At 61.8% G+C, this 22,429-nt stretch carries 21 protein-coding genes; 14 read left to right on the top strand and 7 right to left on the bottom strand.

Annotation, left to right across the window (positions count from 1 at the left end; all coding sequences use genetic code 11):
* The first annotated feature begins 41 nt into the window (after nucleotides 1–41).
* The 4 genes from BUA41_RS10740 (at nucleotide 42) to BUA41_RS10725 (ending at nucleotide 2,470) form a co-directional block, all read left to right on the top strand.
* Nucleotides 42–1,163 (top strand): ion channel, encoded by a 1,122-nt coding sequence (locus tag BUA41_RS10740; protein ID WP_072822624.1) that lies wholly within the window; start codon nucleotides 42–44, stop codon nucleotides 1,161–1,163.
* 71 nt (nucleotides 1,164–1,234) lie between these two features.
* Nucleotides 1,235–1,507 carry a CopG family ribbon-helix-helix protein gene (locus BUA41_RS10735; protein ID WP_072822622.1) on the top strand — a complete coding sequence of 91 codons (273 nt, stop codon included), beginning with the start codon at nucleotides 1,235–1,237 and terminating at the stop codon, nucleotides 1,505–1,507.
* Nucleotides 1,504–1,782, top strand: coding sequence for a type II toxin-antitoxin system RelE/ParE family toxin (locus BUA41_RS10730; RefSeq protein WP_072822620.1), 279 nt, complete (start codon nucleotides 1,504–1,506; stop codon nucleotides 1,780–1,782). Before BUA41_RS10735 ends, BUA41_RS10730 begins: the two co-directional genes overlap by 4 nt.
* Before the next feature lie 73 nt (nucleotides 1,783–1,855).
* A complete protein-coding gene (locus BUA41_RS10725; RefSeq protein ID WP_072822618.1) occupies nucleotides 1,856–2,470 on the top strand; it encodes a LysE family translocator in 615 nt (204 codons plus the stop codon).
* A gap of 17 nt (nucleotides 2,471–2,487) precedes the next feature.
* Here BUA41_RS10725 and BUA41_RS10720 read toward each other — a convergent pair whose 3' ends face one another.
* Complete coding sequence (locus BUA41_RS10720; protein ID WP_072822616.1) at nucleotides 2,488–3,066, bottom strand: Lrp/AsnC family transcriptional regulator; 579 nt, start codon at nucleotides 3,064–3,066, stop codon at nucleotides 2,488–2,490.
* A gap of 52 nt (nucleotides 3,067–3,118) precedes the next feature.
* On the opposite strand from BUA41_RS10720, the gene BUA41_RS10715 reads away from it, so the two are divergent.
* A complete protein-coding gene (locus BUA41_RS10715) occupies nucleotides 3,119–3,991 on the top strand; it encodes an EamA family transporter (protein ID WP_139249104.1) in 873 nt (290 codons plus the stop codon).
* Nucleotides 3,992–4,087: 96 nt separating this feature from the next.
* Here the strand turns inward: BUA41_RS10715 and modC are convergent, their stop codons facing one another.
* From modC to modA, 3 genes are read right to left on the bottom strand one after another with little or no spacing between them, the layout of a single operon-like run.
* Entirely contained in the window at nucleotides 4,088–5,230 is a 1,143-nt protein-coding gene (gene modC, locus BUA41_RS10710; protein ID WP_084671426.1) for a molybdenum ABC transporter ATP-binding protein, read from the bottom strand.
* Nucleotides 5,223–5,918, bottom strand: a complete 696-nt coding sequence (gene modB / locus BUA41_RS10705; protein WP_072822614.1) for a molybdate ABC transporter permease subunit — start codon at nucleotides 5,916–5,918, stop codon at nucleotides 5,223–5,225. The genes modC and modB overlap by 8 nt, the downstream gene beginning before the upstream one ends.
* A gap of 15 nt (nucleotides 5,919–5,933) precedes the next feature.
* The gene (gene modA, locus BUA41_RS10700; protein WP_072822611.1) at nucleotides 5,934–6,752 is read right to left on the bottom strand and encodes a molybdate ABC transporter substrate-binding protein; all 819 of its coding nucleotides are present in this window, start codon (nucleotides 6,750–6,752) and stop codon (nucleotides 5,934–5,936) included.
* A gap of 145 nt (nucleotides 6,753–6,897) precedes the next feature.
* Here modA and BUA41_RS10695 point away from each other — a divergent pair, with 145 nt between their 5' ends.
* The 5 genes from BUA41_RS10695 (at nucleotide 6,898) to BUA41_RS10675 (ending at nucleotide 11,693) form a co-directional block, all read left to right on the top strand.
* Nucleotides 6,898–7,515 carry a LemA family protein gene (locus BUA41_RS10695; protein ID WP_245791898.1) on the top strand — a complete coding sequence of 206 codons (618 nt, stop codon included), beginning with the start codon at nucleotides 6,898–6,900 and terminating at the stop codon, nucleotides 7,513–7,515.
* Nucleotides 7,515–8,291: a TPM domain-containing protein gene (locus BUA41_RS10690; RefSeq protein ID WP_072822606.1), complete on the top strand. Its 777-nt coding sequence runs from the start codon at nucleotides 7,515–7,517 to the stop codon at nucleotides 8,289–8,291. Before BUA41_RS10695 ends, BUA41_RS10690 begins: the two co-directional genes overlap by 1 nt.
* A 102-nt stretch (nucleotides 8,292–8,393) precedes the next feature.
* On the top strand, nucleotides 8,394–9,011 hold the full coding sequence (locus BUA41_RS10685) for a TPM domain-containing protein (RefSeq protein ID WP_072822602.1): 618 nt from the start codon (nucleotides 8,394–8,396) through the stop codon (nucleotides 9,009–9,011).
* Between the two features lie 80 nt (nucleotides 9,012–9,091).
* Complete coding sequence (nosP, locus tag BUA41_RS10680; RefSeq protein ID WP_072822599.1) at nucleotides 9,092–10,294, top strand: nitric oxide-sensing protein NosP; 1,203 nt, start codon at nucleotides 9,092–9,094, stop codon at nucleotides 10,292–10,294.
* Nucleotides 10,278–11,693: a hybrid sensor histidine kinase/response regulator gene (locus BUA41_RS10675; RefSeq protein ID WP_072822597.1), complete on the top strand. Its 1,416-nt coding sequence runs from the start codon at nucleotides 10,278–10,280 to the stop codon at nucleotides 11,691–11,693. The genes nosP and BUA41_RS10675 overlap by 17 nt, the downstream gene beginning before the upstream one ends.
* A 9-nt stretch (nucleotides 11,694–11,702) precedes the next feature.
* Here BUA41_RS10675 and BUA41_RS10670 read toward each other — a convergent pair whose 3' ends face one another.
* Entirely contained in the window at nucleotides 11,703–12,386 is a 684-nt protein-coding gene (locus BUA41_RS10670) for a response regulator (protein WP_072822595.1), read from the bottom strand.
* Nucleotides 12,387–12,411: 25 nt separating this feature from the next.
* Nucleotides 12,412–14,367 (bottom strand): sigma-54-dependent Fis family transcriptional regulator, encoded by a 1,956-nt coding sequence (locus BUA41_RS10665; protein ID WP_072822593.1) that lies wholly within the window; start codon nucleotides 14,365–14,367, stop codon nucleotides 12,412–12,414.
* A 348-nt stretch (nucleotides 14,368–14,715) separates the two neighbouring features.
* Between BUA41_RS10665 and BUA41_RS10660 the strand changes: the two genes are divergently transcribed.
* The 3 genes from BUA41_RS10660 (at nucleotide 14,716) to adhP (ending at nucleotide 19,257) form a co-directional block, all read left to right on the top strand.
* Nucleotides 14,716–16,512, top strand: a complete 1,797-nt coding sequence (locus BUA41_RS10660; RefSeq protein ID WP_072822702.1) for an NAD(P)/FAD-dependent oxidoreductase — start codon at nucleotides 14,716–14,718, stop codon at nucleotides 16,510–16,512.
* Nucleotides 16,513–16,645: 133 nt separating this feature from the next.
* Complete coding sequence (gene exaC / locus BUA41_RS10655) at nucleotides 16,646–18,166, top strand: acetaldehyde dehydrogenase ExaC (protein ID WP_072822591.1); 1,521 nt, start codon at nucleotides 16,646–16,648, stop codon at nucleotides 18,164–18,166.
* A gap of 62 nt (nucleotides 18,167–18,228) precedes the next feature.
* A complete protein-coding gene (adhP, locus tag BUA41_RS10650; RefSeq protein WP_175546958.1) occupies nucleotides 18,229–19,257 on the top strand; it encodes an alcohol dehydrogenase AdhP in 1,029 nt (342 codons plus the stop codon).
* Nucleotides 19,258–19,351: 94 nt separating this feature from the next.
* Here adhP and BUA41_RS10645 read toward each other — a convergent pair whose 3' ends face one another.
* Nucleotides 19,352–20,611: an HD-GYP domain-containing protein gene (locus BUA41_RS10645; protein ID WP_072822587.1), complete on the bottom strand. Its 1,260-nt coding sequence runs from the start codon at nucleotides 20,609–20,611 to the stop codon at nucleotides 19,352–19,354.
* Between the two features lie 437 nt (nucleotides 20,612–21,048).
* Between BUA41_RS10645 and BUA41_RS10640 the strand changes: the two genes are divergently transcribed.
* Nucleotides 21,049–22,395, top strand: a complete 1,347-nt coding sequence (locus BUA41_RS10640) for a D-alanyl-D-alanine carboxypeptidase (protein WP_072822584.1) — start codon at nucleotides 21,049–21,051, stop codon at nucleotides 22,393–22,395.
* Nucleotides 22,396–22,429 lie beyond the last annotated feature (34 nt).

Here is a 22,429-nt window from a genome sequence, read left to right as displayed (position 1 = left end):
GCTACCTTACACTCTTCCTGTCTTGATACCGTGCCTACGCGATGCGATTGCTCCATGCCCTGCGCCGCCGTCAATCCTGCAACCAGATTACCCAGCGGCTCAATATCGACATGCGCTCGCGCCTGCGACGCGCCTTCTATTGGCTGCTGACGCTCACTGGCCTGCATACTCTCGCCATGGTGATGCTCGAGGCCATGGGCTGGGGGGATGCCCTGTGGCTGACGCTCACCACCATGACCACGGTAGGTTACGGTGATCTGTCGGCCGCGTCGCCGCTGGGACGTGCCGCTACGGTGGCCTTGCTCTATGTCGCTGGGATTACCCTGCTGGCGCAACTGGCCAGTGACTACATCGATTATCGCCTCAAACGCAAGGAATCCATGATCAAGGGCCGCTGGAGGTGGCAGATGAACGACCATGTACTGATCATCAACAGCCCCAACACCAACGCAGGTGTCTATTTCGAGCGGCTGGTGACGCAACTGCGCGAGACCCGGGAACTGCAAGATACGCCGGTGCAGATTCTCACCGATGCCTTCCCGGACGGGCTGCCCGAGAATCTGCGCGAGATGGCCGTGGTGCATCACCACGGCGAGACTTCCGATCCGCAGGCGCTCGAGGCCGTGACGCCGGCCCAGGCCCGGGCGATCATCATATTGGCCCGGGACGAATACAGCCGGGTGTCCGACAGCGTTACCCTGGATGTGCTGACGCAACTGCAAGGCCTGTGCGAGGAGGACTTGCCTTACACCGTGGCCGAGTGCGTCAACGAAGACAGCCGGCGCCGTATCGAGCTGGCGGGTGCCAGCACCACCCTGCGCCCGATCCGCGCCTATCCGGAGATGCTGGTGCGCTCCCTGGTGGCGCCGGGATCGGAAAAGATCCTGGAGAACCTCTTTACCCATCATGATGATCATGCCATGCGCTATCCAGTGCAGCTGGAGAACGCCGAATGGGCTGACGTCGCCTGTCGGCTCATGGCAGCGGGCATGGGCACGCTGATGGCCTACGTGACAAAGGACGGGCAGATCAACTGCCATCCGGCCCATGACCATCGCTTCGATGCCGGTGCACTCATCCTGATGGTTCGCGAGGAGTTCGTGCCCACGACCCAGGAGGTCGAACGCTGCATTCATGGAGTCGATGCGGCGACGTCGGTATGAGCCCTGCGCTCAACTTCTCGGCGTGCTATCTTGCACTGTAATACGTTGTAGTTAATCTTCTGAGGTGTCATATGGGCGTTACGACTGTCAGGCTGCAACAAGAAGTCGAAGAAGGGCTTGAGGCCCTGGCGTACAAGCTTGATCGCAGCAAAGGTTGGGTCATCAACCAGGCCATCGCAGAATATTTGGAGCGCCAGGAATTGGAGCAATCGCGCTGGCAGGAGACGCTTGCCGCCATGGAAGCCGTTGCTCAAGGCAAGATAGTCCCTGCTGACGAAGTGCATGACTGGTTGCGCAGCTGGGGGGGCGATGATGAGCGCGATCCACCGAAGATAGGCGAATGAAGCTGGCTTACTCCGCCGAGGCGATTGCCGATCTCAATCGCCTACGCGCCTTTATCGCCGAAAAAGATCCTACGGCTGCTCAGCGAGTCGGGCATGAGTTGGTCCAGCGTCTGGAAGCTCTTCGATCTTTCCCGACAATGGGGCGATCGGTTGAACTGGCACCTGATCCAAACTCCATTCGGGATGCTGTCTTCGGAAACTATATCGTTCGCTACTCGGTGCATCTGGAGACAGTCGTCGTTCTCCGTGTCTGGCATCATTATGAGAATCGATAGTAATAGCGTTGACTGGATCCTCAAACAGCATTGTCGTGATTGACATCATGCCGAGCATAACAAGGTGCCGCTAATGATCGACCAAATCCTTATCGTGATGGGCATCACATTTCTGGTGATGGTGAGTCCGGGCCCCGACATGATCATCGTCATGCGCAATACCATCATCGCGGGTCGATCTGCCGGGACACAGACATCTCTGGGGGTGCTCGCCGGCAACCTGGTCCACATCAGCTATTGCGTCGTCGGGATAGGGTGGCTGATTTCACAGAGCATTCTTGCCTTTTCACTCGTCAAATATGCCGGTGCGGCATACCTGATCTATCTCGGCATCGTCAGCTTCCGGTCAAGTGGCACTACCCTGGATGTGCGTAATGCCAATAGCCAGCCTTCCGGCAGAACATGGTTTCTGCAAGGGTTTATCAACAACATTCTGAATCCGAAAGGCACACTTTTTTATCTCGGGGTTTTCACCATGGTGATCACCCCGAAAACTACCGCCGCTATGACGCTCGTTCTGATTGCCTGCATGATGTTGGTGAGCGCATCGTTCTGGCTGTTTTTCGTATACACCCTCGACCGACCGATCATCCGGGGGTCAATCGAACGCTTCCAGCAGGCAGTGAGCAAAGCGTTTGGCGTTCTCCTGATGTCGCTCGGCCTCAGAGTGGCGCTGATGGATCGATGACGGGTCGGGCAGCTACATCATCTGGATCTTGTTGCTTGACCTATATTGCGCTGGAAATCATCTCCATCGTTGATATCAAACAGTGGCAGGCGTCGCGCCACAGGGGACGACTGAACTATTGAGGTATTGGTCATCGCAACTGGAATCAGTTTGTCGATCAGCTCTTCCATGTGCGCTACCGATCGCACATGAGCGCGAGCAATGAAGCAGTCCTCTCCTGTAATGCGATCGCAATCGACGACTTCTGGTAAGTTTTTCAGGATATTCACAACCGTCTGCATCTCGCCGGGAATGGGTCGGATTCGCAAATAAACCGCAAGCGGCAATCCCAGTGCGTCTGGATTCACCGTGATGGTGTAATTGTCGATGACGCCGGCTTCCTCGAGGCGCTTCATACGCTCGGAGACACCCGGTGAGGACATGCCAATCCGCCGGGCCAGATTGACGATGCTTATACGTGAATTTTCAACAAGCGCGGCTAGGATTCGCGCGTCAGTCTCGTCAAGGCCTCCGCTTTCATATCTAAAGCGTTTCATGTCATAAGCCTCGTATTTATTAATATAGAAAACAAAAAACACCTGATTATGGTGATTCATTTACGAGTCTTTGCCTATCAAAATATCCTATCATCTCTGATGATAGGCCAGCATGATGAAACGTTTCACTTTTACAAGAACCGCAAGGGCAGTACCGCCACATGCCTGGTTTGGCGTCAGTGCCATATTTCACTATCTAGGCCCGTCATTCGCGGTCTTGCTCTTCCCTGCGATAGGCGTTCTCGGCGTGGCTTGGATGCGTATTGCCTCAGCCGCACTGATCTTCGCTCCCTGGACCCAACCCTGGCGCACCCTAGTAGTAGCGAATGCACAGACCAGATGGCTATTGGTTGGACTCGGGGTTTGCCTGGCAGTGATGAATTCAGCGTTCTATCTGGCGCTTGATCGGTTACCCATGAGTCTGGTCGCGGCCATCGAGTTTGTAGGCACGATTGGCGTTGCCTTGTATGGGTTACGTACCAGACGGAACATCATCGCCTTGCTTCTGGCTGTGCTTGGTGTATTCATACTGATCGATGTGAAATGGTCGAGTGACCCGATCGGGTTGTTTTGGGCGTTTCTTAACGGCGCATTGTTCGTTGGATACATCATCCTCGGCCATAAGATTTCCGAGCGCGGCGCGAGTGGAGGGGTTGAGCAATTGGGTGCGGCGATGGCCATCGCCTTCCTGTTCGTCATGCCGATCGGTTTCGCAGAGGCAATAAAAGCCTTCGCCACGGTCGAGTTGGTGCTTGCAGGTATCGGGGTTGGTGTCTGCTCTTCCGTTATCCCGTATGTCTGTGACCAGATGGCAATGTCCAAACTACCGCGATCCAGTTTCGCGTTGCTGTTGGCACTGTTGCCAGCGACTGCCACGATCATAGGTGTGATCGTGTTGTCGCAGATTCCCAGTGGCAAAGATATCGTTGGAGTATTGCTCGTCATGCTGGGTGTGGCAGTACATAAACCATCGCTAAATGCGTAGCGAAACTCCCACCAGGCCGATCAAAGGTCATTTCCATAGTGGTTTTGCCACTCCACGTACTTAAGGCTGCAAACACAGCCCCACTCCCCATCACCGCTACCGCGTATCAAACGCCACGCTGCGTATCAACGCGACGATCGAAATGCCTTCCTTCACTCCCAGCTCATCGAAGGACTTGCGCGTCAGCCGGGCACGCAGGATCTGCTCGCCGACCCGCAGGCGTACCTCGATCGAGGTCTTGTTGCCGGCCACCAGGCCGATCTGTTCCACCCTGGCGCTGAGCTGATTGCGGTAGCTGACCTGTTCGGGCTTCGACAAGGCCAGTGCCACGTCACGGATCGGGATGCGCAGGCGCAGCGTGGTGCCAGGAGGGTCGTCGACGAGCGGGATGGTCAGGCGCTGGCCATCCTCCAGCCGCAGTTGGGTCAGGGCGTAGTGGTGGTCGTGGTCGGCGACGGTGGCCGTGATGACCGAGGCGGCGTCGAATCCGCCCAGGTATTCGGTGAGGTCGAAGCGCGTCAGCAGCTCGTCCAGGCGACCGTGAGCGAGCACACGGCCCTGATCGAGGAGTACCAGATGATCGGCGATGGCGATCAATTCGTCCGGATCATGGCTGACATAGACGATGGGAATGTCGATGTCCCTGGCCAGGCGGGCGATATAGCGCAACAGTTCCTGCTTGCGGGCGCCATCGAGGCCGGTCAGGGGTTCGTCCATCAACAGCAGGCGCGGCTCGGTGAGCAGGGCCCGGCCGATGGCGACGCGTCTGGCCTCGCCGCCGGACAGGGTGGCGGGGAAGCGGTTCAGCAAGGGACTTATGCCCAGCAGGTCGACGATATCGTCGAAGCGCGAGCGTGCCCCGGGGCGCATGCCGTAGGTAAGATTGCCGCGCACCCGGTAGTGAGGAAAGAGGCGCGCCTCCTGGAAGACCACGCCCAGACGCCGGCGGTGAGGCGGCACGAACACGCCTTGCCGGGTGTCGACAAGGGAGTGCTCGCCGATACGTATGACGCCCTTGTCCGGGGTGTCGAGCCCGGCGATCAGGCGCAGCAGGCTGGTCTTGCCACTGCCCGAGGCACCGAACAGGGCAGTGACGCCTCGGGCTGGCACGGTGAGCGATGCCTTGAGCAAGAAATCCCCCAGGCGCTTGTCCACCTCGAGAGTGAGGCCAGAGGCATCGGTGCCATGCCCCGAGACGGCGTGGCTTGCGGGCAAGGGGGCATCGGTGTGCTCAGCCATCGCGCCCTCGCAGGCGTTTCCTGGCCTTGCGTGCCAGCCATTCGGAGACCAGCAACGAGAGCATGGCGATCAGGATGGCGATGGCGCAGAGGCGTGCCGCGGCGGCTTCCTTGCCCGGCGACTGGATCAGCGTATACAGCGCCAGCGGCAGGGTGCGGGTCTCGCCGGGGATGTTCGAGGCGAAGGTGATGGTGGCCCCGAATTCGGAAAGCGCCCTTGCGAAGGCCAGCACCGTACCGGTCAGTAGCCCGGGAAGCGCAAGGGGCAGGGTAATGGTGAACAGGATCCGCCAGCGATTGGCCCCCAGGGTGCTGGCCGCCGCTTCGAGTTTCACGTCGACTGCTTCCAGGGAGAGACGCACGGCGCGCACCAGCAGGGGAAAGGCCATGATGCCACCGGCGACCGCCGCGCCTTGCCAGGTGAAGGGCAGGGTGATGCCGAACCACTGATCCAGCCAGCGGCCCAGGAGACCCTGGCGCCCCAGGGAAACCAGCAGCAGATAGCCGACCACCACCGGTGGCAGCACCAGGGGCAGGTGCAGCACACCATCGAGCAAGGCCTTACCGCGAAACTCGTGGCGCGCCATCAGCCAGGCCAGGGCGATGCCCGGCACCAGGATCCAGGCCACGGCAGTACCGGCGACCTGAAGGCTGATGAGGATGGCTTCCCACTCGGCATCGGAGAGCATGACATGACCTTGCGACTAGCGGCGGGCGTCATCGGCTGGTGCAAAGCCGAAGTCGCTGAAGATCGCCTGGGCAACGTCGCCTTGCAGCCATTGTTGGAAATCCCTGGCTTCGTCACTGGCCGGCGGGTCGATCAAGGCCAGCGGATAGACGATCGGATCGTGACTATCGTCGGGAAACAGCCCTAGCAGGCGAACCTTGTCGCTGGCCTGGGCATCGGTCCGGTAGACGATGCCCAGCGGAGTCTCCCCCCGCTCTACCAGTGCCAGGGCCGCCCGCACGTTGTCGGCGCGTGCCAGTCGCGGCTCGAGGGCATCCCATTCTCTCAGGGCCTGAAGGGCTTGTCGGGTGTAGATGCCAGCCGGCACATGGTCCGGATCGCCGACCGCCAGGCGCTGTCCCTCGTCCAACAATGCATCGAGTGCCTGCCCGCGGCCAGGGGTGACATCGGACAAATCGCTGTCTCGGGCCGCGATCACGGCGAGACGGTTCTGCACCACATCGTTTCGCAAGCCGAGCTCGATGCCCTGCTCCGCCAGCCAGTCCATCCAGCGCACGTTGGCAGAGAAGAACAGATCGGCGGGCGCGCCACGGGCGATCTGGCGTGCGGCGGTGGAAGACGACGCATAGACCGGCACGATATCCACGTCATGTCGGGACTCGTAATGCGCGATGGCCCGGTCCAGGGCATCGGTCAGCGATGCGGCGGCGAAGACCCGCACACCAGGGGCGGCTTGAGCGAGCGGCGCGAGGCTCAACGCGACTGAAAGCGAGATGCCGCTGATAAGGGCAGCATGTCGCGGCGATCGGGGCCGCCTGGCGCGCGTCTCGAACATGGCGGTTTCCACACTGGTTGATGACGATGGCGCAAGCACTATAAGCCGTATTGGCACGAGTCGCCAAACCGTGCCTTCCCTCTCGTGAGGCCGACCTGTACCTTGGTTACCTATCGATGACGTCATGACAGAGACGAACGGAGCCATGTCAATGCAACAGGTGGTGCTTTCTTGCCGGGGGCTGTGGCGCTCGCTGATGCTGTTAACCATGGTGCTGCTGGTGACGGGGTGTGGCGTGAACGACATTCCGCGCCTGGATGAGCAGGTGAAATCGGCCTGGGCCCAGGTCGAGAACCAGTACCAGCGTCGGGCGGACCTGGTGCCCAATCTAGTGGAAACGGTCAAGGGCTTTGCCGAGCAGGAGCAGGAGACCCTGACGGCGGTGGTCGAGGCACGCTCCCGGGCCACGTCGATCCAGATCGATGCGGAGTCGTTGAACGACCCCGAGAAGCTCGAGCAGTTCCAGCAGGCCCAGGGGCAGTTGACCAGCGCGCTGAGCCGCTTGATGGCGGTCTCCGAGCGCTATCCGGAACTGCGCTCCAACCAGAACTTCCTGGCCCTGCAGTCCCAGCTGGAAGGCACCGAGAACCGCATCGCGGTGGCGCGGCGCGATTTCATCACCGCCGTCGAGCGCTACAACACCGAGATTCGTACCTTCCCGGGCCGGATCTGGCATAGCCTGCTCTACAGCGACATGCCGCTGCGCGAGAACTTCGAGGCCACCGCCGAGAATGCGGACCAGGCGCCTCAGGTGGAGTTCTGATGAGCATCTATCTGCGTCTACCGCTATTCCTGTTGTTGCTGAGCCTATTGTCGCTGACCCCTGCCTTGGGCACCCAGGCGCAGCAGCCTGAATTCCCCGAATTGACCGGGCGGGTGGTCGACCAGGCCGAGCTGCTGGATCAACAGACCGAATCGCGCCTGACCGAGATGCTCAAGGCCCACGAGCAGGGGACGACCGAGCAGGTCGTGGTCGTCACCCTGGCGAGTCTGCAGGGCTACGCCATCGAGGAGTACGGCTATCAGCTGGGCCGTCACTGGGGCATCGGTCAGGAAGGCGAGGACAACGGCGCCCTGCTGATCGTCGCACCCGAGGAGCGCAAGGTGCGTATCGAGGTCGGCTACGGCCTGGAAGGTCGGCTGACCGATGCGCAGTCCTCGGTGATCATCAACCAGATCCTCACGCCGGCCTTCAGGCAGGGCGATTACGCCGAAGGCATCGTCCAGGGCACCGAAGCGATGATCCAGGTGCTGGGTGGCGACCCACTGGCCGAGCCGGAAGGGGAGGCGGCCGGCACCCGTGAAGGTGAAGCGGGGCCGGCATCGATCTGGTTCTTCGTCCTGTTCGTCATCGTCATGGCCATGGCGCGCGGCGGTGGTGGAGGCGGCCGGGGCCGGGGTAGAGGTCGCGGTCTGCTTGCAGGGGCACTGCTGGGTTCCGCCATGGGGCGTGGAGGCTCCGGCGGCGGCTTTGGCGGCGGTGGCTTCGGCGGTGGCGGCGGTGGTTTCGGGGGTGGTGGTGCCTCCGGTGGCTGGTAATCGGAGTCGTTTCTCGCCGGTGCCTGTGCTCCGGGCGCCTTGTGCTTTACGCCGTTCGGCAATTTATTTAGCAACTCCCTGAATTCGAGAGAACACGACGCCATGAGCTTATTGAGTGACAGCGAACAGCGCCAGGTCGCAGACGCGATCAATCGCATCGAGCAGGAAACCGATGCCGAGCTGGTCACCGTGCTGGCCGCCCAGGCGGACGACTATGCCTACATCCCGCTGCTCTGGGCGGGAATGCTGGCGCTGATAGTGCCTGGCGTCATCAACTATTTTACCGGTGGATTGAATGCCCAGGCGCTGCTGCTGGTGCAGTGGGGGACGTTCATCGTGCTGGGGCTGCTGTTCCGAATTCCCCGGATCACGACCCGGCTCATTCCCCGCTCGGTGCGACATTGGCGGGCCTCGAATCTGGCCCGGCGCCAGTTCCTGGAACAGAACCTGCACCACACCGATGGCGAGACCGGGGTGCTCATCTTCGTCTCGGAAGCCGAGCGCTACGTGGAGATCCTGGTCGATCGGGGCATCTCCAATCGTCTGAAGGACGAGACCTGGCAATCGATCGTCGCGACCTTCACCCGGCAGGTGAAACAGGGCCAGACGCTGCAGGGCTTCCTGAATTGCATCGAATCCTGCGGCGAGCATCTCAAGCGTGAGGTGCCTGCCACCCACGAGCGCAACGAACTGCCCAATCGGCTGGTGATCCTGGAGTGAGCAATGGCTCGGGCGCGGCAAGTTGTGGGGCTGAAAGTCGCGGCATACACTGAAGCGAAACCTTCCCTGCGACAGTTGCCATGCTCGACACGTCGATAGCCGGTCTTCCCTCCTCCGACACTTTTCTGCAGGAGACGTCGCTGCGTATCGTTTACAGCGAGCAGCGCGATCCCTGGGCCGCCGTCGAAGAGCTGGCGGCGGGGCTGTGCCATGCCGAACTCGGCTTCGTGCTCTTCTTCTGCAGTGCAGAGTATTCTCTGGCAACGCTTGGCGAGGCGCTGTCGGGTACCTTTGGCGAGGAGTTGCCGATAAGCGGTTGCACCACCGCCGGCGAGATCACCCCCCAGGGTTACAGCCGTGGCGGCATCGTGGCGATCGGTTTCGATCGTCGTCGCTTTGCCATCTCCCGAGCCCTGGTCACGGATCTGGCAGGGTTCGATCTGCTTCGTGCCCAACGCCTCACGGAGGAACTGCTCGAGGATTGCCGCCGTCAGTCGCTGGCGCCGATCAACGATCACAGCTTCGCCTTGACCTTGCTCGACGGCCTGTCGAGCTGCGAGGAACAGGTGCTGGCGACCCTGGATGCGGCGCTGGGCAGCATTCCCAGCTTCGGTGGCTCCGCGGGGGACGATAATCGTCTCGCGCACACCCATGTCTTCCATCAGGGTTGCTTTCACAGTCAGGCGGCAGTCGTGGTGGTGGTCAACACGCCACAGCCCTTTGAAGTCTTCACCACGCATCACCTGCGCCCGCGCAGCGAGAAGCTGGTGGTGACCCACGCGGACCGGGAACGCCGCCGGGTCGTGGAGTTGAATGCCCTTCCGGCCGCCGAGGCGTATGCGGCCCTGGTCGGTTGCCCGGTCGACGAACTCGATGAGCAGGTGTTCGCTCGCTACCCCCTGGCGGTGCGTATCGGCGAGTCCCATTACGTGCGTTCCATCCAGCGCGTCAACGAGGATGGCAGCTTGACCTTCTACTGCGCGGTGGAAAACGGCATCGTGCTGACCGCCATGCAACCGGTGTCGATCCTGAGCGATCTTTCGTGCACCTTCGATCAGCTCGAAGCGAAATTGGGCGCTCCGGAGCTGATCATCGGCTGCGACTGTTTCCTGCGTCGGCTGGAGATCGAGGCGCTTGGGCAACGCGATGCGGCATCGCGTTTGCTGCGCGAGCGTGGCGTGATCGGCTTCAATACCTACGGGGAGCAGCATCATGGCATGCACATCAACCAGACCTTCACCGGGGTTGTCATTGGGCGTGTCGAGAATGGACGACCCTGCTGAGCAGGGCGGCAGCCTGCGCGAACACGAGTTGGCGGCAGAAAACGCTCGACTGAAGAAGATCTGCGCGGCCCTGATCGAGCGCGTGGAGTCCAGCGGCGTGGCCGGTGGCGCCCCCTACGCTGCCTTCGAACATGCGGTGTTGCTGGCCGAGCAGGTGCGAGAGCGCACCGAGGCATTGCACCGCACCCTCGAGGAACTCAGCCAGGTCAACGCCCGCCTGCGCGACGAGATCGCGGTGCGCGTGGCCACGGAGCGACGCCTGCGCGAGGCCAAGGCCGAAGCCGAGGACGCCAACCTGTCGAAGACCAAGTTCCTGGCGGCGGTGAGCCACGATCTGCTGCAACCCCTCAACGCCGCGCGCCTGTTCACCAGCGCCCTGATCGAACAGGAGATGCCTGACTCGCCGCGAACCCTGGCAGGCCACATCGGCCGCTCCCTGAAGGATGTCGAGGCCCTGCTGGGCACGCTGGTGGATATTTCGCGCCTGGATGCCGGGGTGCTCAAGCCGGATATCGCGCCTTTCGAGGTTAGCGAACTACTCGATGTCCTGGCGCAGGAGTATCGCCAGATCGCCGCCTCCCGAGAGCTGGAACTGCATTACGTGGCCAGTTCCGTGGTCGTCGAATCCGACCTGGCCCTGCTGGCCCGGGTGATACGCAACTTCTTGACCAATGCCATCCGCTACACCGAGCAAGGCCGTGTACTGCTGGGCTGTCGACGCCGTCCCGAGGGCTTGGAAATCCTGGTGGGCGATACAGGCACAGGCATCGCCGATGATCAGCGCGACACGATCTTCCAGGAATTCAAGCGTGCCGATGCCCAGTCGGCTTTTCAGGATCGCGGCCTGGGGTTGGGGCTGGCCATCGTCGACCGCATCGCCGCCATGCTGGAGTATCCCGTGCGATTGACCTCGCGACTTGGGCATGGCTCGGCTTTTTCGATCCTGGTGCCTTACGGCAAGCTGTCGCCCGCTCCGGGACGGCTCGCCATGGCGGAGCCGGTGCCGGCCATGGCCGGGCCGGTCGGCAAGCGCATCTGGGTGATCGACAACGACCCGGCGATCTGCCAGGGCATGGCGGCGCTACTCGGCGGGTGGGGTTGCCGGGTCATCACGGCGTCCTCCCAGGCAATGCTTGAACGCACAGTGGTAGCGGGCGCCGAAGCGGCAGGCGCCGACGCGTTGATCGTCGACTATCATCTCGACGAGACGGAACCCGACGGCCTGGCGGTGGCCGCGAACCTGCGGCGACGCTGGCCGGCACTGCCGGTCATCGTGATCACCGCCAATCACGACGCCACGCTCAGGCAGCGAGCCCGGGAACTCGGCTATGGCTGCCTGCTCAAGCCACTGAAGCCCCTGCGGCTGAAGATGGAATTGATGCGTCTCTGCGAAGAGTAGAAAGCGGGATCAAGCGCCGCCGGAGCGCTGTTGGCGAGCGAGATGAGCGACCAGGTCGACCTCTCGGGCAACAAGAATCGCCTGAACTCGGCTACTGACCCCCAGTTTTCTCAGGATCGCCGAAACATGCGTCTTGACCGTGGTCTCGGCTATGTCGAGCCGCCGGGCGATCATCTTGTTGGATTCACCCTGGATCATGCGCTCGAGCACCTGAAGTTGTTTGTGGGTGAGCTGTGCCAGCGCTAGTTCCAACGCGACATCGGGGACAGCGTCGATGTCGGGAGGAGACTGAGGCCGACGCAGGATGTCCGGCGGCAGATACACGTCCCCCTCGAGCATCCGCTGCAGCGCCGACAGCAGCTCCGGACGCGGCGTCGATTTACCGATATAGCCCACCGCCCCCAGACTCAGGGCCTCCAGCACCGTGGTACGACTCTGCTGCGCCGAGATGATCGCCACGGGCAGCCAAGGCAGACGTTCGCGCAACTCGGCCAGACCGGCAAGTCCTTGCGCATCCGGCAGTGACAAATCCAGCAGTATCAGATCGAGTTCCTCGTGAGCCATGGCCCGCTGCAGGGCTTCCTGCAGGCTGCCGGCTTCGAGAATCCTGCTTCCCGGCAACGCCGAGCCGATCGCGTTGACCATGGCCTCGCGAAACAGGGGGTGATCATCGGCAATCAGCAGGGTATGCATCAACAGCGACTCCGGATTATCTCGATCACCTTAGCTGATTGGGTGGAATGAGCCCATGCCGGCGCATCCGGCGATAGACGGTGGGTCTCGATACGCCCAAGCGGCGCGCGACCTGGCTGATGTTCCAGCGGGCATGGCGCAACAGATCGAGCAGCACCTGGCTGTCGTCGGCGGGTGATTCAGCGGGGGCTTGGATCAGCGTTACAGGCGGTGGTGGCTTATCGCCGAGGCACTCCTCCGGCAGGTCGTAAACGGTGATATCGTCACCCTCGACGGTCGCCAAGGCAAAGGCAAGGGCGTTCTTCAACTGCCGGATGTTACCCGGCCAGGTATAGGCAAGGAGCGCGCTCATGGCATCGGCACGCAGTCGCCCCCTTTGCTGGCGCTCAGCGACCAGGGCGTCAAAGACGCTGCGAATTATATAGTGGCGATCCGCTCGCTCGCGCAGGGGCGGCAGCCGCAGGTGGGCGCCATTGATCCGGTAATAAAGATCCTCGCGTAAATGGCCATCGGCGACCAGCCTGCTCATGTCGCGATGAGTGGCGGTGATCACGCGCAGGTCGACAGGGATCGCCCGTTCGGCGCCCAGCGGCATCACCTCACGCTCCGCGATAACCCGCAGCAATCGCGTCTGCAAGGGGAGTGGCATGTCACCAATCTCGTCGAGGAAGAGCGTGCCACCATCGGCCTGTTGAATCAGCCCACGCATGCCCTTGCGACGGCCGCCGGTGAAGGCTCCTGGCAGATAGCCGAACAGTTCACTCTCGATCAATGATTCAGGGATGGCGGCACAGTTGACAGCGATGAATGGCCCCTTGGCGCGGCTGCCGCTTTCGTGCAAGGCGCGGGCCAGCACCTCCTTGCCGGTCCCCGTTTCGCCGGTGATAAGTACGTTCACTTCCTCGTTGCACAGCCGCCTGGCGAGCTTGAGCACCTTGTGCATGGATGGATCGTCGGTGGCGAGTACATCCAACGCCGGGACAGGCGTCGGTGACGTGGGCAATGACTGGCCGACTATTCGACGTCGCCGGGGCTCGATCAGGGTGGCGAAATAGGTGATGTCGCCGGCGCGAGCGCGTACGGCCCGGAGATGATCATCGCTTGTCGACAGAATGCCCAGCACTTCCGATATCTCGACGTCGAACAATTCGGTGATCGAAGGGGACCAGCCCGGCGACCAGGCAGGCCAGCGACGTAGATGCGCGTCGATCATGAGACGTCCGTTGCTGTTGGCGGCGATGATACTGCCGTTTTCCTCGATGGCGATGAGCCCCTTGCCATTGAGATGCACGAACTCCCGGGCCGTGTCGTAGCGAAGGATCAGACAATCGCGATAGCGATGCATGAAATAGGCATCCTCGATCATTCGCGCATACAGATTCACGAGCGGAAGCACGAAGTTCTGGCTTTCGAGGAAGCGGGGTGACCGCAGCGCGGAAATGTCCAGCACGGCGATCACCTGGCCCTGAGGGTCGGTAATGGGAGCCGCCGTGCAGGTCAGGCTGATGTGGGTCGCATCGAAATGTTCGCTCTGATGGCAGGTAATCGCTTGAGCGTCGTGGAGACAGGTACCCACGGCGCAAGTGCCAGCATAGCGCTCATCCCAGTCGGCGCCGAGATAAAGACCGGCCTTGCGCAGGGCGAGATCCTGCTGGCGCTCGCCACGAAATTCCACGGCGATGCCGCGATTATCGGTCAGCAGCAAAACATAGCCGAGCTGAGCGATCTGGGCATAGAGCCGATCGACGCCGACGCGTGCGACATGCAATAGCTCGTCGACGGTTTCCTGGTGTTCGCGCAGGGTCTGGTGGGTGACCACTCTGGCAGCCCGTGGTCGACTGGGGTCGAGCCGGTATTCGCCCATGCAACGCTCCCAGGAGCGACGGATCACGTCCCTGAAAGAGCCTGTCCCGTTTTCTTTACCCTCGCTGAGCTGGATGAGGGTATCGATGTGCTGGCGTTTTTCAGCTCGCAGGTCCATCGCTGCCTCCGAGGATCGCTCACCTTGCTGGAAACCGGCGGCTTGGCAATCCTGTTCTCAGCCTATGCCCCTCCTAGGGGAAGTCAATCAGCGAAGGCTTCATCCTTGGTCGAGGGTTACAGGTGTAACGTTTCCTTCTTCCTGGGCGTGACAGCTGTCATGTACAGCACGGCAGCGTTACACCGCTGGCGCCTGGACACTTCCCGCCGGGTACTAGGAAAAAGCCTGTTAAATCATTTCCATGCGAAGGATTTGTTGATCATCGCCGTCGTCTGGCATGAATCCTGCCATAGGTTTGGGGCGCTAGCTCAATAAGTGACAGCCCATGACAGGAGACGGAGAACAATGATGACAACAAGCACACCGACCCAGCAGGTCAACCAATGGTTGACCGATTTCGATGCCGCCCTGCGTAAGCAGGATCTCCCGCGGGTAATGGCCCTGTTTCAGGACGACTGCTACTGGCGAGACTTGATCGCCTTCACCTGGAACATCAGGACAGTGGAGGGCAAGGATGAGATCCAGTCGATGCTCGATGCCACCCTCGACGAGACACGCCCCGAGAATTGGCAAATGGAGGGCGAGGCCAGCGAGTCGGAGGGTGTGGTGGAAGCCTGGATGACCTTCGAGACCGCTGTGGCGAACGGAAAAGGCCTGCTAAGGCTGAAGGATGGCAAGTGCTGGACGCTGTTGACCACCATGTCGGAACTCAAGGACTTCCCGGAGCCCAAGGGCCATAAGCGCCCCAAGGGCGCCGAGCATGGCGCGACCAGGAATCGGCGTAGCTGGCTCGAGCGCAAGCAGGAAGAGGAACGGAGCCTGGGTTACGAACACCAGCCTTACTGCGTGATCATCGGTGGCGGCCAGGGCGGCATCGGCCTGGGAGCAAGACTCAAGCAGCTCGGTGTGCCCACCCTCATCGTCGAGCGCAACGCCCGGGCGGGAGACTCGTGGCGCAACCGCTACAAGTCACTCTGCCTGCACGACCCGGTGTGGTACGACCACCTACCGTACATGCCCTTTCCCGAGACCTGGCCGGTGTTCTCGCCGAAGGACAAGATCGGTGACTGGCTGGAGATGTACACCAAGGTGATGGAGCTCAATTACTGGAGTTCGACCCAGTGCCAGTCCGCCTATTTTGATGAGATTGCCGGCGAGTGGGTCGTGCGGGTCGTCCGCCATGGCGAGGAGGTCGTGCTGCGCCCCCAGCAGCTGATCCTGGCCACCGGCATGTCCGGCATGCCCAACGTCCCCGAGATTCCCGGGGCCGAATCCTTCAAAGGCCAGCTTCATCACTCGAGTCGACACCCGGGCGGTGAAGAGTATGGCGGCAAGCGGTGCATCGTGCTCGGCGCCAACAACTCGGCCCACGACATCGCTGGCGACCTGTGGGAGAACGGGGCCGATGTGACCATGGTGCAGCGTTCCTCGACCCATATCGTCAAGTCCGACTCGCTGATGGAAGAGGTCCTGGGGCCGCTCTATTCCGAGGAAGCCGTCGAGGCCGGCGTGACGACCTCGAAAGCCGATCTTACCTTCGCCTCGATTCCCTACAAGGTGCTACCCGACTTCCAGAGGCCGGCCTTCGACGTCATTCGCGAGCGGGACGCCGAGTTCTACCAGAGGCTGGAGGACGCCGGCTTCCTGCTGGATTTCGGTGCCGACGACTCGGGGCTGTTCCTCAAGTATCTGCGTCGGGGCTCCGGCTACTACATCGATGTGGGGGCCTCGGAGCTGATCGCCAATGGCGACATCAAGCTTGCCAGCGGAGTGACGATCGAGAGGATAAACGAGCACTCCGTCACGCTGACCGACGGCACCGAACTCCCCGCCGATCTGATCGTACTGGCCACGGGCTTCGGCTCGATGAATGGCTGGGCGGCCAAGCTGATTTCCCAGGAGGTGGCGGACAAGGTCGGCAAGTGCTGGGGACTGGGCTCCAACACTGCCAAGGATCCCGGGCCCTGGGAGGGGGAGCTGCGCAACATGTGGAAGCCGACCCAACAGGAAGCGCTGTGGTTCCACGGTGGCAACCTGCACCAGTCCCGTCACTACTCCCACTACCTGGCACTGCAACTCAAGGCGCGGATGGAAGGCATCCCCACGCCGGTCTACGGTCTACAGGAAGTGCACCACTTATCCTGATTGACCCTGCTTCCCGGCTCCTCCTACCAAAGGAGGAGGCTTGTTCCTGCCAAGGAAGTATGTTGCCTTTCGCTGGCGTGTCCAACACTGTCAAGGATCCACACAACGACAACATTCTTACAGGAGCCTCATCATGATCTACGCCAACCCCGGTAGCGAGGGTGCCCTCGTTGCCTTCGACAAGCGCTACGGCAATTACATCGGCGGTGAGTTCGTCGATCCTATCAAAGGTCAGTACTTCGAGAACATCACCCCGGTCACCGGCGAGGTGTTCTGTGAAGTGGCACGCTCCACCGCCGAGGATATCGACAAGGCCGTGGATGCCGCGCATCAGGCCGCGCCGGCCTGGGGCAGGACCTCGGCCGCCGAGCGCAGCAATATCCTGCTCAAGATCGCCGACCGCATCGAGCAGAACCTGGAGATGCTCGCCGTCGCCGAGACCTGGGACAACGGCAAGGCGGTACGCGAGACGCTGAACGCCGACCTGCCCCTGGCGGTGGACCATTTCCGCTACTTCGCCGGCTGCATTCGCGCCCAGGAAGGCACCGCGGCTGACATCGATGCCAACACCGTGGCCTATCACTTCCATGAACCCCTGGGCGTGGTGGGGCAGATCATTCCCTGGAACTTCCCGATCCTGATGGCCACCTGGAAACTGGCGCCGGCCCTGGCCGCCGGCAACTGCGTGGTATTGAAGCCCGCCGAGCAGACCCCGGTGTCGATCCTCAAGGTGGTGGAGCTGATTCAGGATCTCTTGCCCCCGGGGGTGCTCAACATCGTCAACGGCTACGGCGAAGAGGCCGGCCAGGCGTTGGCGACCCACAAGCGCATCGCCAAGATCGCCTTCACCGGTTCCACGCCGGTGGGTTCCCACATCCTCAAGTGCGCCGCCGAGAACATCATTCCTTCCACCGTGGAACTGGGTGGCAAGTCGCCCAACATCTATTTCGCCGACATCATGAACGCCGAGCCGGAGTTCATCGACAAGGCGGTGGAGGGGCTGGTGTTGGCCTTCCTCAACCAGGGCGAGGTGTGTACCTGCCCCTCCCGGGCACTGGTGCAGGAGCGCATGTACGATGCCTTCATGGCCAAGGTCATGGAGCGCACCCAGGCCATCAAGCGCGGCAACCCGCTGGATACTGACGTGCAGGTCGGCGCCCAGGTTTCCGAGGAGCAGTTCGACAAGATCATGTCCTACATGGATGTGGCTCGCGAGGAGGGCGCCGAGTTTCTGACCGGCGGTGGCAAGGAAACCCTCGACCCGGAACTCTCCCGGGGCTATTACATCCAGCCGACCCTGCTCAAGGGCGACAACAAGATGCGCGTGTTCCAGGAGGAGATCTTCGGCCCGGTGGTTTCCGTGACCACCTTCAAGGACGAAGCCGAGGCGCTGGCGATCGCCAACGACACCGAGTTTGGCCTCGGTGCCGGTGTCTGGACCCGGGACATGAACGTCGCCTTCCGCATGGGACGCGCCATCCAGGCCGGGCGCGTCTGGACCAACTGCTACCACCAGTACCCGGCCCATGCGGCCTTCGGTGGCTACAAGAAGTCCGGCATCGGTCGCGAGACCCACAAGATGGCCCTCGAACACTATCAGCAGACCAAGAACCTGCTGGTCAGCTACGACATCAACCCGATGGGCTTCTTCTGATGCAGTGGTGATCCGTTCCGGGGCGGCATCGTGGCCGCCCCTCGATAACAGGAGCAAGCATAGTGGACAAGACAATGAAAGCCGCGGTGGTTCGCGCCTTCGGCCAACCGCTGGAAATCGAGGAAGTGGAAGTGCCGCGTCCCGGCAAGGGCGAGGTGCTGGTCAAGATCGCCGCTTCCGGCGTCTGCCACACCGATCTGCACGCTGCCCACGGCGACTGGCCGGTCAAGCCCGAGCCGCCTTTCATCCCGGGGCACGAAGGCGTCGGGCATGTCGCGGCGGTGGGTGCGGGGGTCGACTACGTCAAGGAGGGTGATCGGGTTGGCATCCCCTGGCTCTACTCCGCCTGCGGCCATTGCGAACACTGCCTGCGAGGCTGGGAGACGCTGTGTGAATCTCAGCAGAATACCGGTTATTCGGTCAACGGCGGTTTCGCCGACTACGCGGTGGGCAGAGCGGCTTACGTCGGCCACCTGCCGGACAGCGTCGACTTCGTCGATATCGCCCCGGTGCTGTGTGCCGGCGTCACGGTCTACAAGGGCCTCAAGATGACCGACACGAAACCGGGGCAGTGGGTGGTGATCTCGGGCATCGGCGGGCTGGGGCACATGGCAGTGCAGTATGCCAAGACCATGGGCCTGAACGTGGCCGCGGTGGACATCGACGACGGCAAGCTGGCCCTGGCCGAGCGTCTGGGCGCCACGGTGACGGTCAATGCGATGAAGACCGATCCGGTGGCCTACCTGAAGAAGGAGATCGGCGGCGCCCATGGCGTGCTGGTCACCGCAGTCTCGCCCAAGGCCTTCGAGCAGGCCCAGGGCATGGTGCGCCGTGGCGGCACCATCTCGCTCAACGGCCTGCCGCCGGGGAACTTCCCGCTGCCGATCTTCGAGACGGTGCTCAACGGCATTACCGTGCGAGGCTCCATCGTCGGCACTCGCAGCGACTTGCAGGAGGCGCTGCAGTTTGCCGGAGAAGGCAAGGTCAAGGCGACGGTGACCACCGACCGCCTGGAGAACATCAACGATATTCTCTCGCGCATGATGGATGGCAAGATCGAAGGGCGGGTGGTGATGGACCTGGCAAGCTGACGGCCGCCGGTAGAAGTGAACCCTGGGCGCGACGAGAGTCGCGCCCTTTTTATCGCCATGAAACGGCTCTGGCAGGGACGTCACATGGCTGCTTTCAGGGGATCAAGTGTTCCATCAGGCCTTCCAGGTGGATACCGAAGGCCCCCGGGGGCAGCACCTTTCTGACATGCATCTGCCTGTCGCTCGACACGCTGGCATCCGCCAGATCGATCACCGTTTTCGGCATCAGGGCTTTCCGTTCGTCGAGCATCAACAAGAGCCGGGGCTTGAGCCGCTTGTCCGGTTCCACGGAGAGCACGACCCCCACCATCCCGTTGTTCAATTCCACGATGGAGCCCGGCGGATAGACCCCGATGCATTCGATGAAACGTATGACCAGTTCATCATCGTAGAGGGTGCCTCGGGCCTGGTAGAGAATGCGCAGCGCTTCGGGGGTAGGGCGAGCCTCTTCGTAGACGCGCCTGCTGCTGATGGCGTCGTAGGTATCCACGATGGCGATGATTCTCGCTGTTTCGCCGATGTCACCTGCTCGCTTGCCATGCGGATAGCCACTGCCATCAAGACGCTCGTGATGGTCCCTGCATGCTTCCCGGACGACGGTGGGCAGCCCCTCCTCGTTCTCCAGCATGGCGTAGCCCTCGAGCGTATGCGTCTTCACGTGAGCAAATTCCTCGTGCGTCAGCTTGCCGGGCTTGGCAAGTATGGCCTGATCGAGCTTCATCTTGCCCAGGTCATGCAGCATGCCGGCAAGACCCAGCTCCTCGATCCGATTGCGGTCCTGACCCAGGTGACGGCCCAGGGTCATGGCCAGGATGCCGACGTTAAGACAGTGTTCCGCGGTGTACTCGCTCTTGTGCTTGAGACGGGTCAGCCAGCCGAGCGCGCTGGGGTTGGCAAGAATCGACCCGGCGAAGCGGCTGACCGTCTGCTTGACCTTGGGAATGTCGCGATGCCAATCATGCTTGTCCCGCAGCAGACGATGCACCATCTCCTTGGCATTGTTGAAGTCATGCCTGGCGTAGACGAATTCCTGCTCGACCGGCCGCTGGATGGGGTATGGCCGCCGGGCCGGAAACGGCCGGCGAGGCGATGACGGGCCCTTGAGCGTCTGCAGGCCGCGCAGTGTTGCCTGCACGCCTGTTTCGGAACGCTCCGCGTCCACGTAGACGTGCCGGCAATGGCGCTGGAGCCTGTGGATATCCCTGCTTTCCCTGAGCAGCAGCCCCTCAAGAAGAAAGGGCGTTTCTATCCAGGGGCGATCGAGCGCGGCGACGAACATGCCTGCCTGAAGGCAGGTGACAGGCACGCGGATCAACTGCTCAGGAGTCGTGTCATGTTCGCCTAACTGCTGCATCTGTCCCGCCCTCGCTCGATCGATTACAAACTGCAAATTTTCAAATTCATGGATTAGCCTCGAAAAAGGCGGGTGTTCATGCCATGCAAGGCAACTTTTCGTGATGTAATGACAGTTATCTGCCCGTCGACCTCATCAAAGGCATGGCGCTCGTTCCCAGAATTTAATAACGACCTTCGAACGAAAAAATTGAGTGGGTGGCAGGCTGAGTAGGAAAGGCGCACCAAGAAGCGCTTGAGGAAACCAGGGCTCTTCGGCACTTGAGCGAGCCCTAATGAGTCTGGACAATGCCCGGACTCGGAACACGTCAGCCGCAGACCGTTGACAGAGGGCTGGCGAATAGCGTTTATTGTAACTACCCTGTTACATATTGAAATCATGGCACGGCATGCCGTGGCAGCACTCGACATCCACATAACAAGCGCAAGGGAAGATCCATGGCGTCCACCCGTTCATCCATTCTCTCTCGCCGCCTGGGCACGTTTCTCTCCATCTGGTTCATCGGCCTGGCGCTATCTATTCCGTTGCAGGCCCAGGCCGAACCCAATCCTCGTTACGCTTCCATCGTCATCGACACCGAAAGTGGCGAGATCCTGCTGGCCTCCAACGCGGACGCTCCCCGCTACCCCGCGTCGTTGACCAAGATGATGACGCTCTACCTGCTGTTCGAGGCCTTGGAAGATCGCTCCCTGACGATGGACGACACCCTGCCGGTCTCTTCCCGTGCCGCGGCGCAACCTCCCTCCAAGCTCTGGGTGCGCCCCGGTGACCGGATCAGTGTGGAAGAGGCGATCCTGGCGCTGATCGTACGCTCCGCCAACGATGTCGCCGTGGTGGTGGCCGAGGGCTTGGCAGGAAGCGAGCGCGCCTTCGCCATCCAGATGACGGACAAGGCGCGGGCGTTGGGCATGGACTCGACGGTCTTCCGTAACGCCTCCGGATTGCCCGACGACCGTCAGGTGACCACGGCCCGGGACATGGCCAGGCTCTCCCTGAGCCTGATGCAGGATTTTCCGCAGTACTACGACTACTTTTCCCGGAGCCGTTTCGTGTATCGCGGCAAGACCCATACCGGTCATAACAATCTTCTCGACAGCTATGCCGGCGCGGATGGGCTAAAGACCGGTTACATTCGGGCGTCGGGTTTCAATGTCGCCACCTCGGCGGTACGCGACGATCATCGCCTCGTCACCGTGGTGATGGGCGGCTTTACCGCCAAGTCACGGGACTCCCACACGGCCAAGTTGCTCGACCATGGTTTCGTGCGTGCCGGTCTGCTGACGCGCAGCGACTGGATCGCCAGTGCCGATGTTTTCGACAGCACCCGGGCGATATCGCCCGCTGCCCCCCGGGAGCGTCGCCTCGCGGCAAGGCCTGCCGATGTCGGCCTCGATGCTTCGGCGTCTGCCGTGGGCTCGGCAGGCAATGTCGGGGACGACCCCATCCAGCGCATGATTGCCCAGGTCGATCGCGCCCGGGTTGGTCGTGAAGAGAGGCGTCCGGAGGATGTCTGGGCCATACAGGTCGGTGCGTTCCGCGACCCGCACGGTGCAAGAACCCTGGTGGACGAGGCCGTCAGGCGGCTCGAAACCGATCTGCGGGATTCCCAGGTTTCCGTGACACCATCGACGAGTGACAAGGGTGTATTCCGTGCCCAGCTCATCGACATGGAAGAGGGGCAGGCCCGTCGCTCCTGTGCACAACTGAAACGACAGGGCATGGAGTGCGTCGTGGTGCGTGCCGACGTAGAGGGGATGATGGCCACGTCCGCCAGCGCCCCTTGAATGTGATCGCGCGGTAGAGGGACACTTCTCGTCA

This window comes from Modicisalibacter ilicicola DSM 19980, from assembly GCF_900128925.1.
Classification (GTDB): Bacteria; Pseudomonadota; Gammaproteobacteria; order Pseudomonadales; family Halomonadaceae; genus Modicisalibacter; species Modicisalibacter ilicicola.
Note: the sequence above shows the minus strand (reverse complement) of the source record. Positions and strands in the feature narration are given on the sequence as shown.

Coding starts and splice junctions, on each gene's coding strand:
- BUA41_RS10740 (WP_072822624.1), top strand. CDS start 42: ATGCGATTGCTCCATGCCCTGCGCCGCCGTCAATCCTGCAACCAGATT.
- BUA41_RS10735 (WP_072822622.1), top strand. CDS start 1,235: ATGGGCGTTACGACTGTCAGGCTGCAACAAGAAGTCGAAGAAGGGCTT.
- BUA41_RS10730 (WP_072822620.1), top strand. CDS start 1,504: ATGAAGCTGGCTTACTCCGCCGAGGCGATTGCCGATCTCAATCGCCTA.
- BUA41_RS10725 (WP_072822618.1), top strand. CDS start 1,856: ATGATCGACCAAATCCTTATCGTGATGGGCATCACATTTCTGGTGATG.
- BUA41_RS10720 (WP_072822616.1), bottom strand. CDS start 3,066: ATGAATCACCATAATCAGGTGTTTTTTGTTTTCTATATTAATAAATAC.
- BUA41_RS10715 (WP_139249104.1), top strand. CDS start 3,119: ATGATGAAACGTTTCACTTTTACAAGAACCGCAAGGGCAGTACCGCCA.
- modC (WP_084671426.1), bottom strand. CDS start 5,230: ATGGCTGAGCACACCGATGCCCCCTTGCCCGCAAGCCACGCCGTCTCG.
- modB (WP_072822614.1), bottom strand. CDS start 5,918: ATGCTCTCCGATGCCGAGTGGGAAGCCATCCTCATCAGCCTTCAGGTC.
- modA (WP_072822611.1), bottom strand. CDS start 6,752: ATGTTCGAGACGCGCGCCAGGCGGCCCCGATCGCCGCGACATGCTGCC.
- BUA41_RS10695 (WP_245791898.1), top strand. CDS start 6,898: ATGTCAATGCAACAGGTGGTGCTTTCTTGCCGGGGGCTGTGGCGCTCG.
- BUA41_RS10690 (WP_072822606.1), top strand. CDS start 7,515: ATGAGCATCTATCTGCGTCTACCGCTATTCCTGTTGTTGCTGAGCCTA.
- BUA41_RS10685 (WP_072822602.1), top strand. CDS start 8,394: ATGAGCTTATTGAGTGACAGCGAACAGCGCCAGGTCGCAGACGCGATC.
- nosP (WP_072822599.1), top strand. CDS start 9,092: ATGCTCGACACGTCGATAGCCGGTCTTCCCTCCTCCGACACTTTTCTG.
- BUA41_RS10675 (WP_072822597.1), top strand. CDS start 10,278: ATGGACGACCCTGCTGAGCAGGGCGGCAGCCTGCGCGAACACGAGTTG.
- BUA41_RS10670 (WP_072822595.1), bottom strand. CDS start 12,386: ATGCATACCCTGCTGATTGCCGATGATCACCCCCTGTTTCGCGAGGCC.
- BUA41_RS10665 (WP_072822593.1), bottom strand. CDS start 14,367: ATGGACCTGCGAGCTGAAAAACGCCAGCACATCGATACCCTCATCCAG.
- BUA41_RS10660 (WP_072822702.1), top strand. CDS start 14,716: ATGACAACAAGCACACCGACCCAGCAGGTCAACCAATGGTTGACCGAT.
- exaC (WP_072822591.1), top strand. CDS start 16,646: ATGATCTACGCCAACCCCGGTAGCGAGGGTGCCCTCGTTGCCTTCGAC.
- BUA41_RS10645 (WP_072822587.1), bottom strand. CDS start 20,611: ATGCAGCAGTTAGGCGAACATGACACGACTCCTGAGCAGTTGATCCGC.
- BUA41_RS10640 (WP_072822584.1), top strand. CDS start 21,049: ATGGCGTCCACCCGTTCATCCATTCTCTCTCGCCGCCTGGGCACGTTT.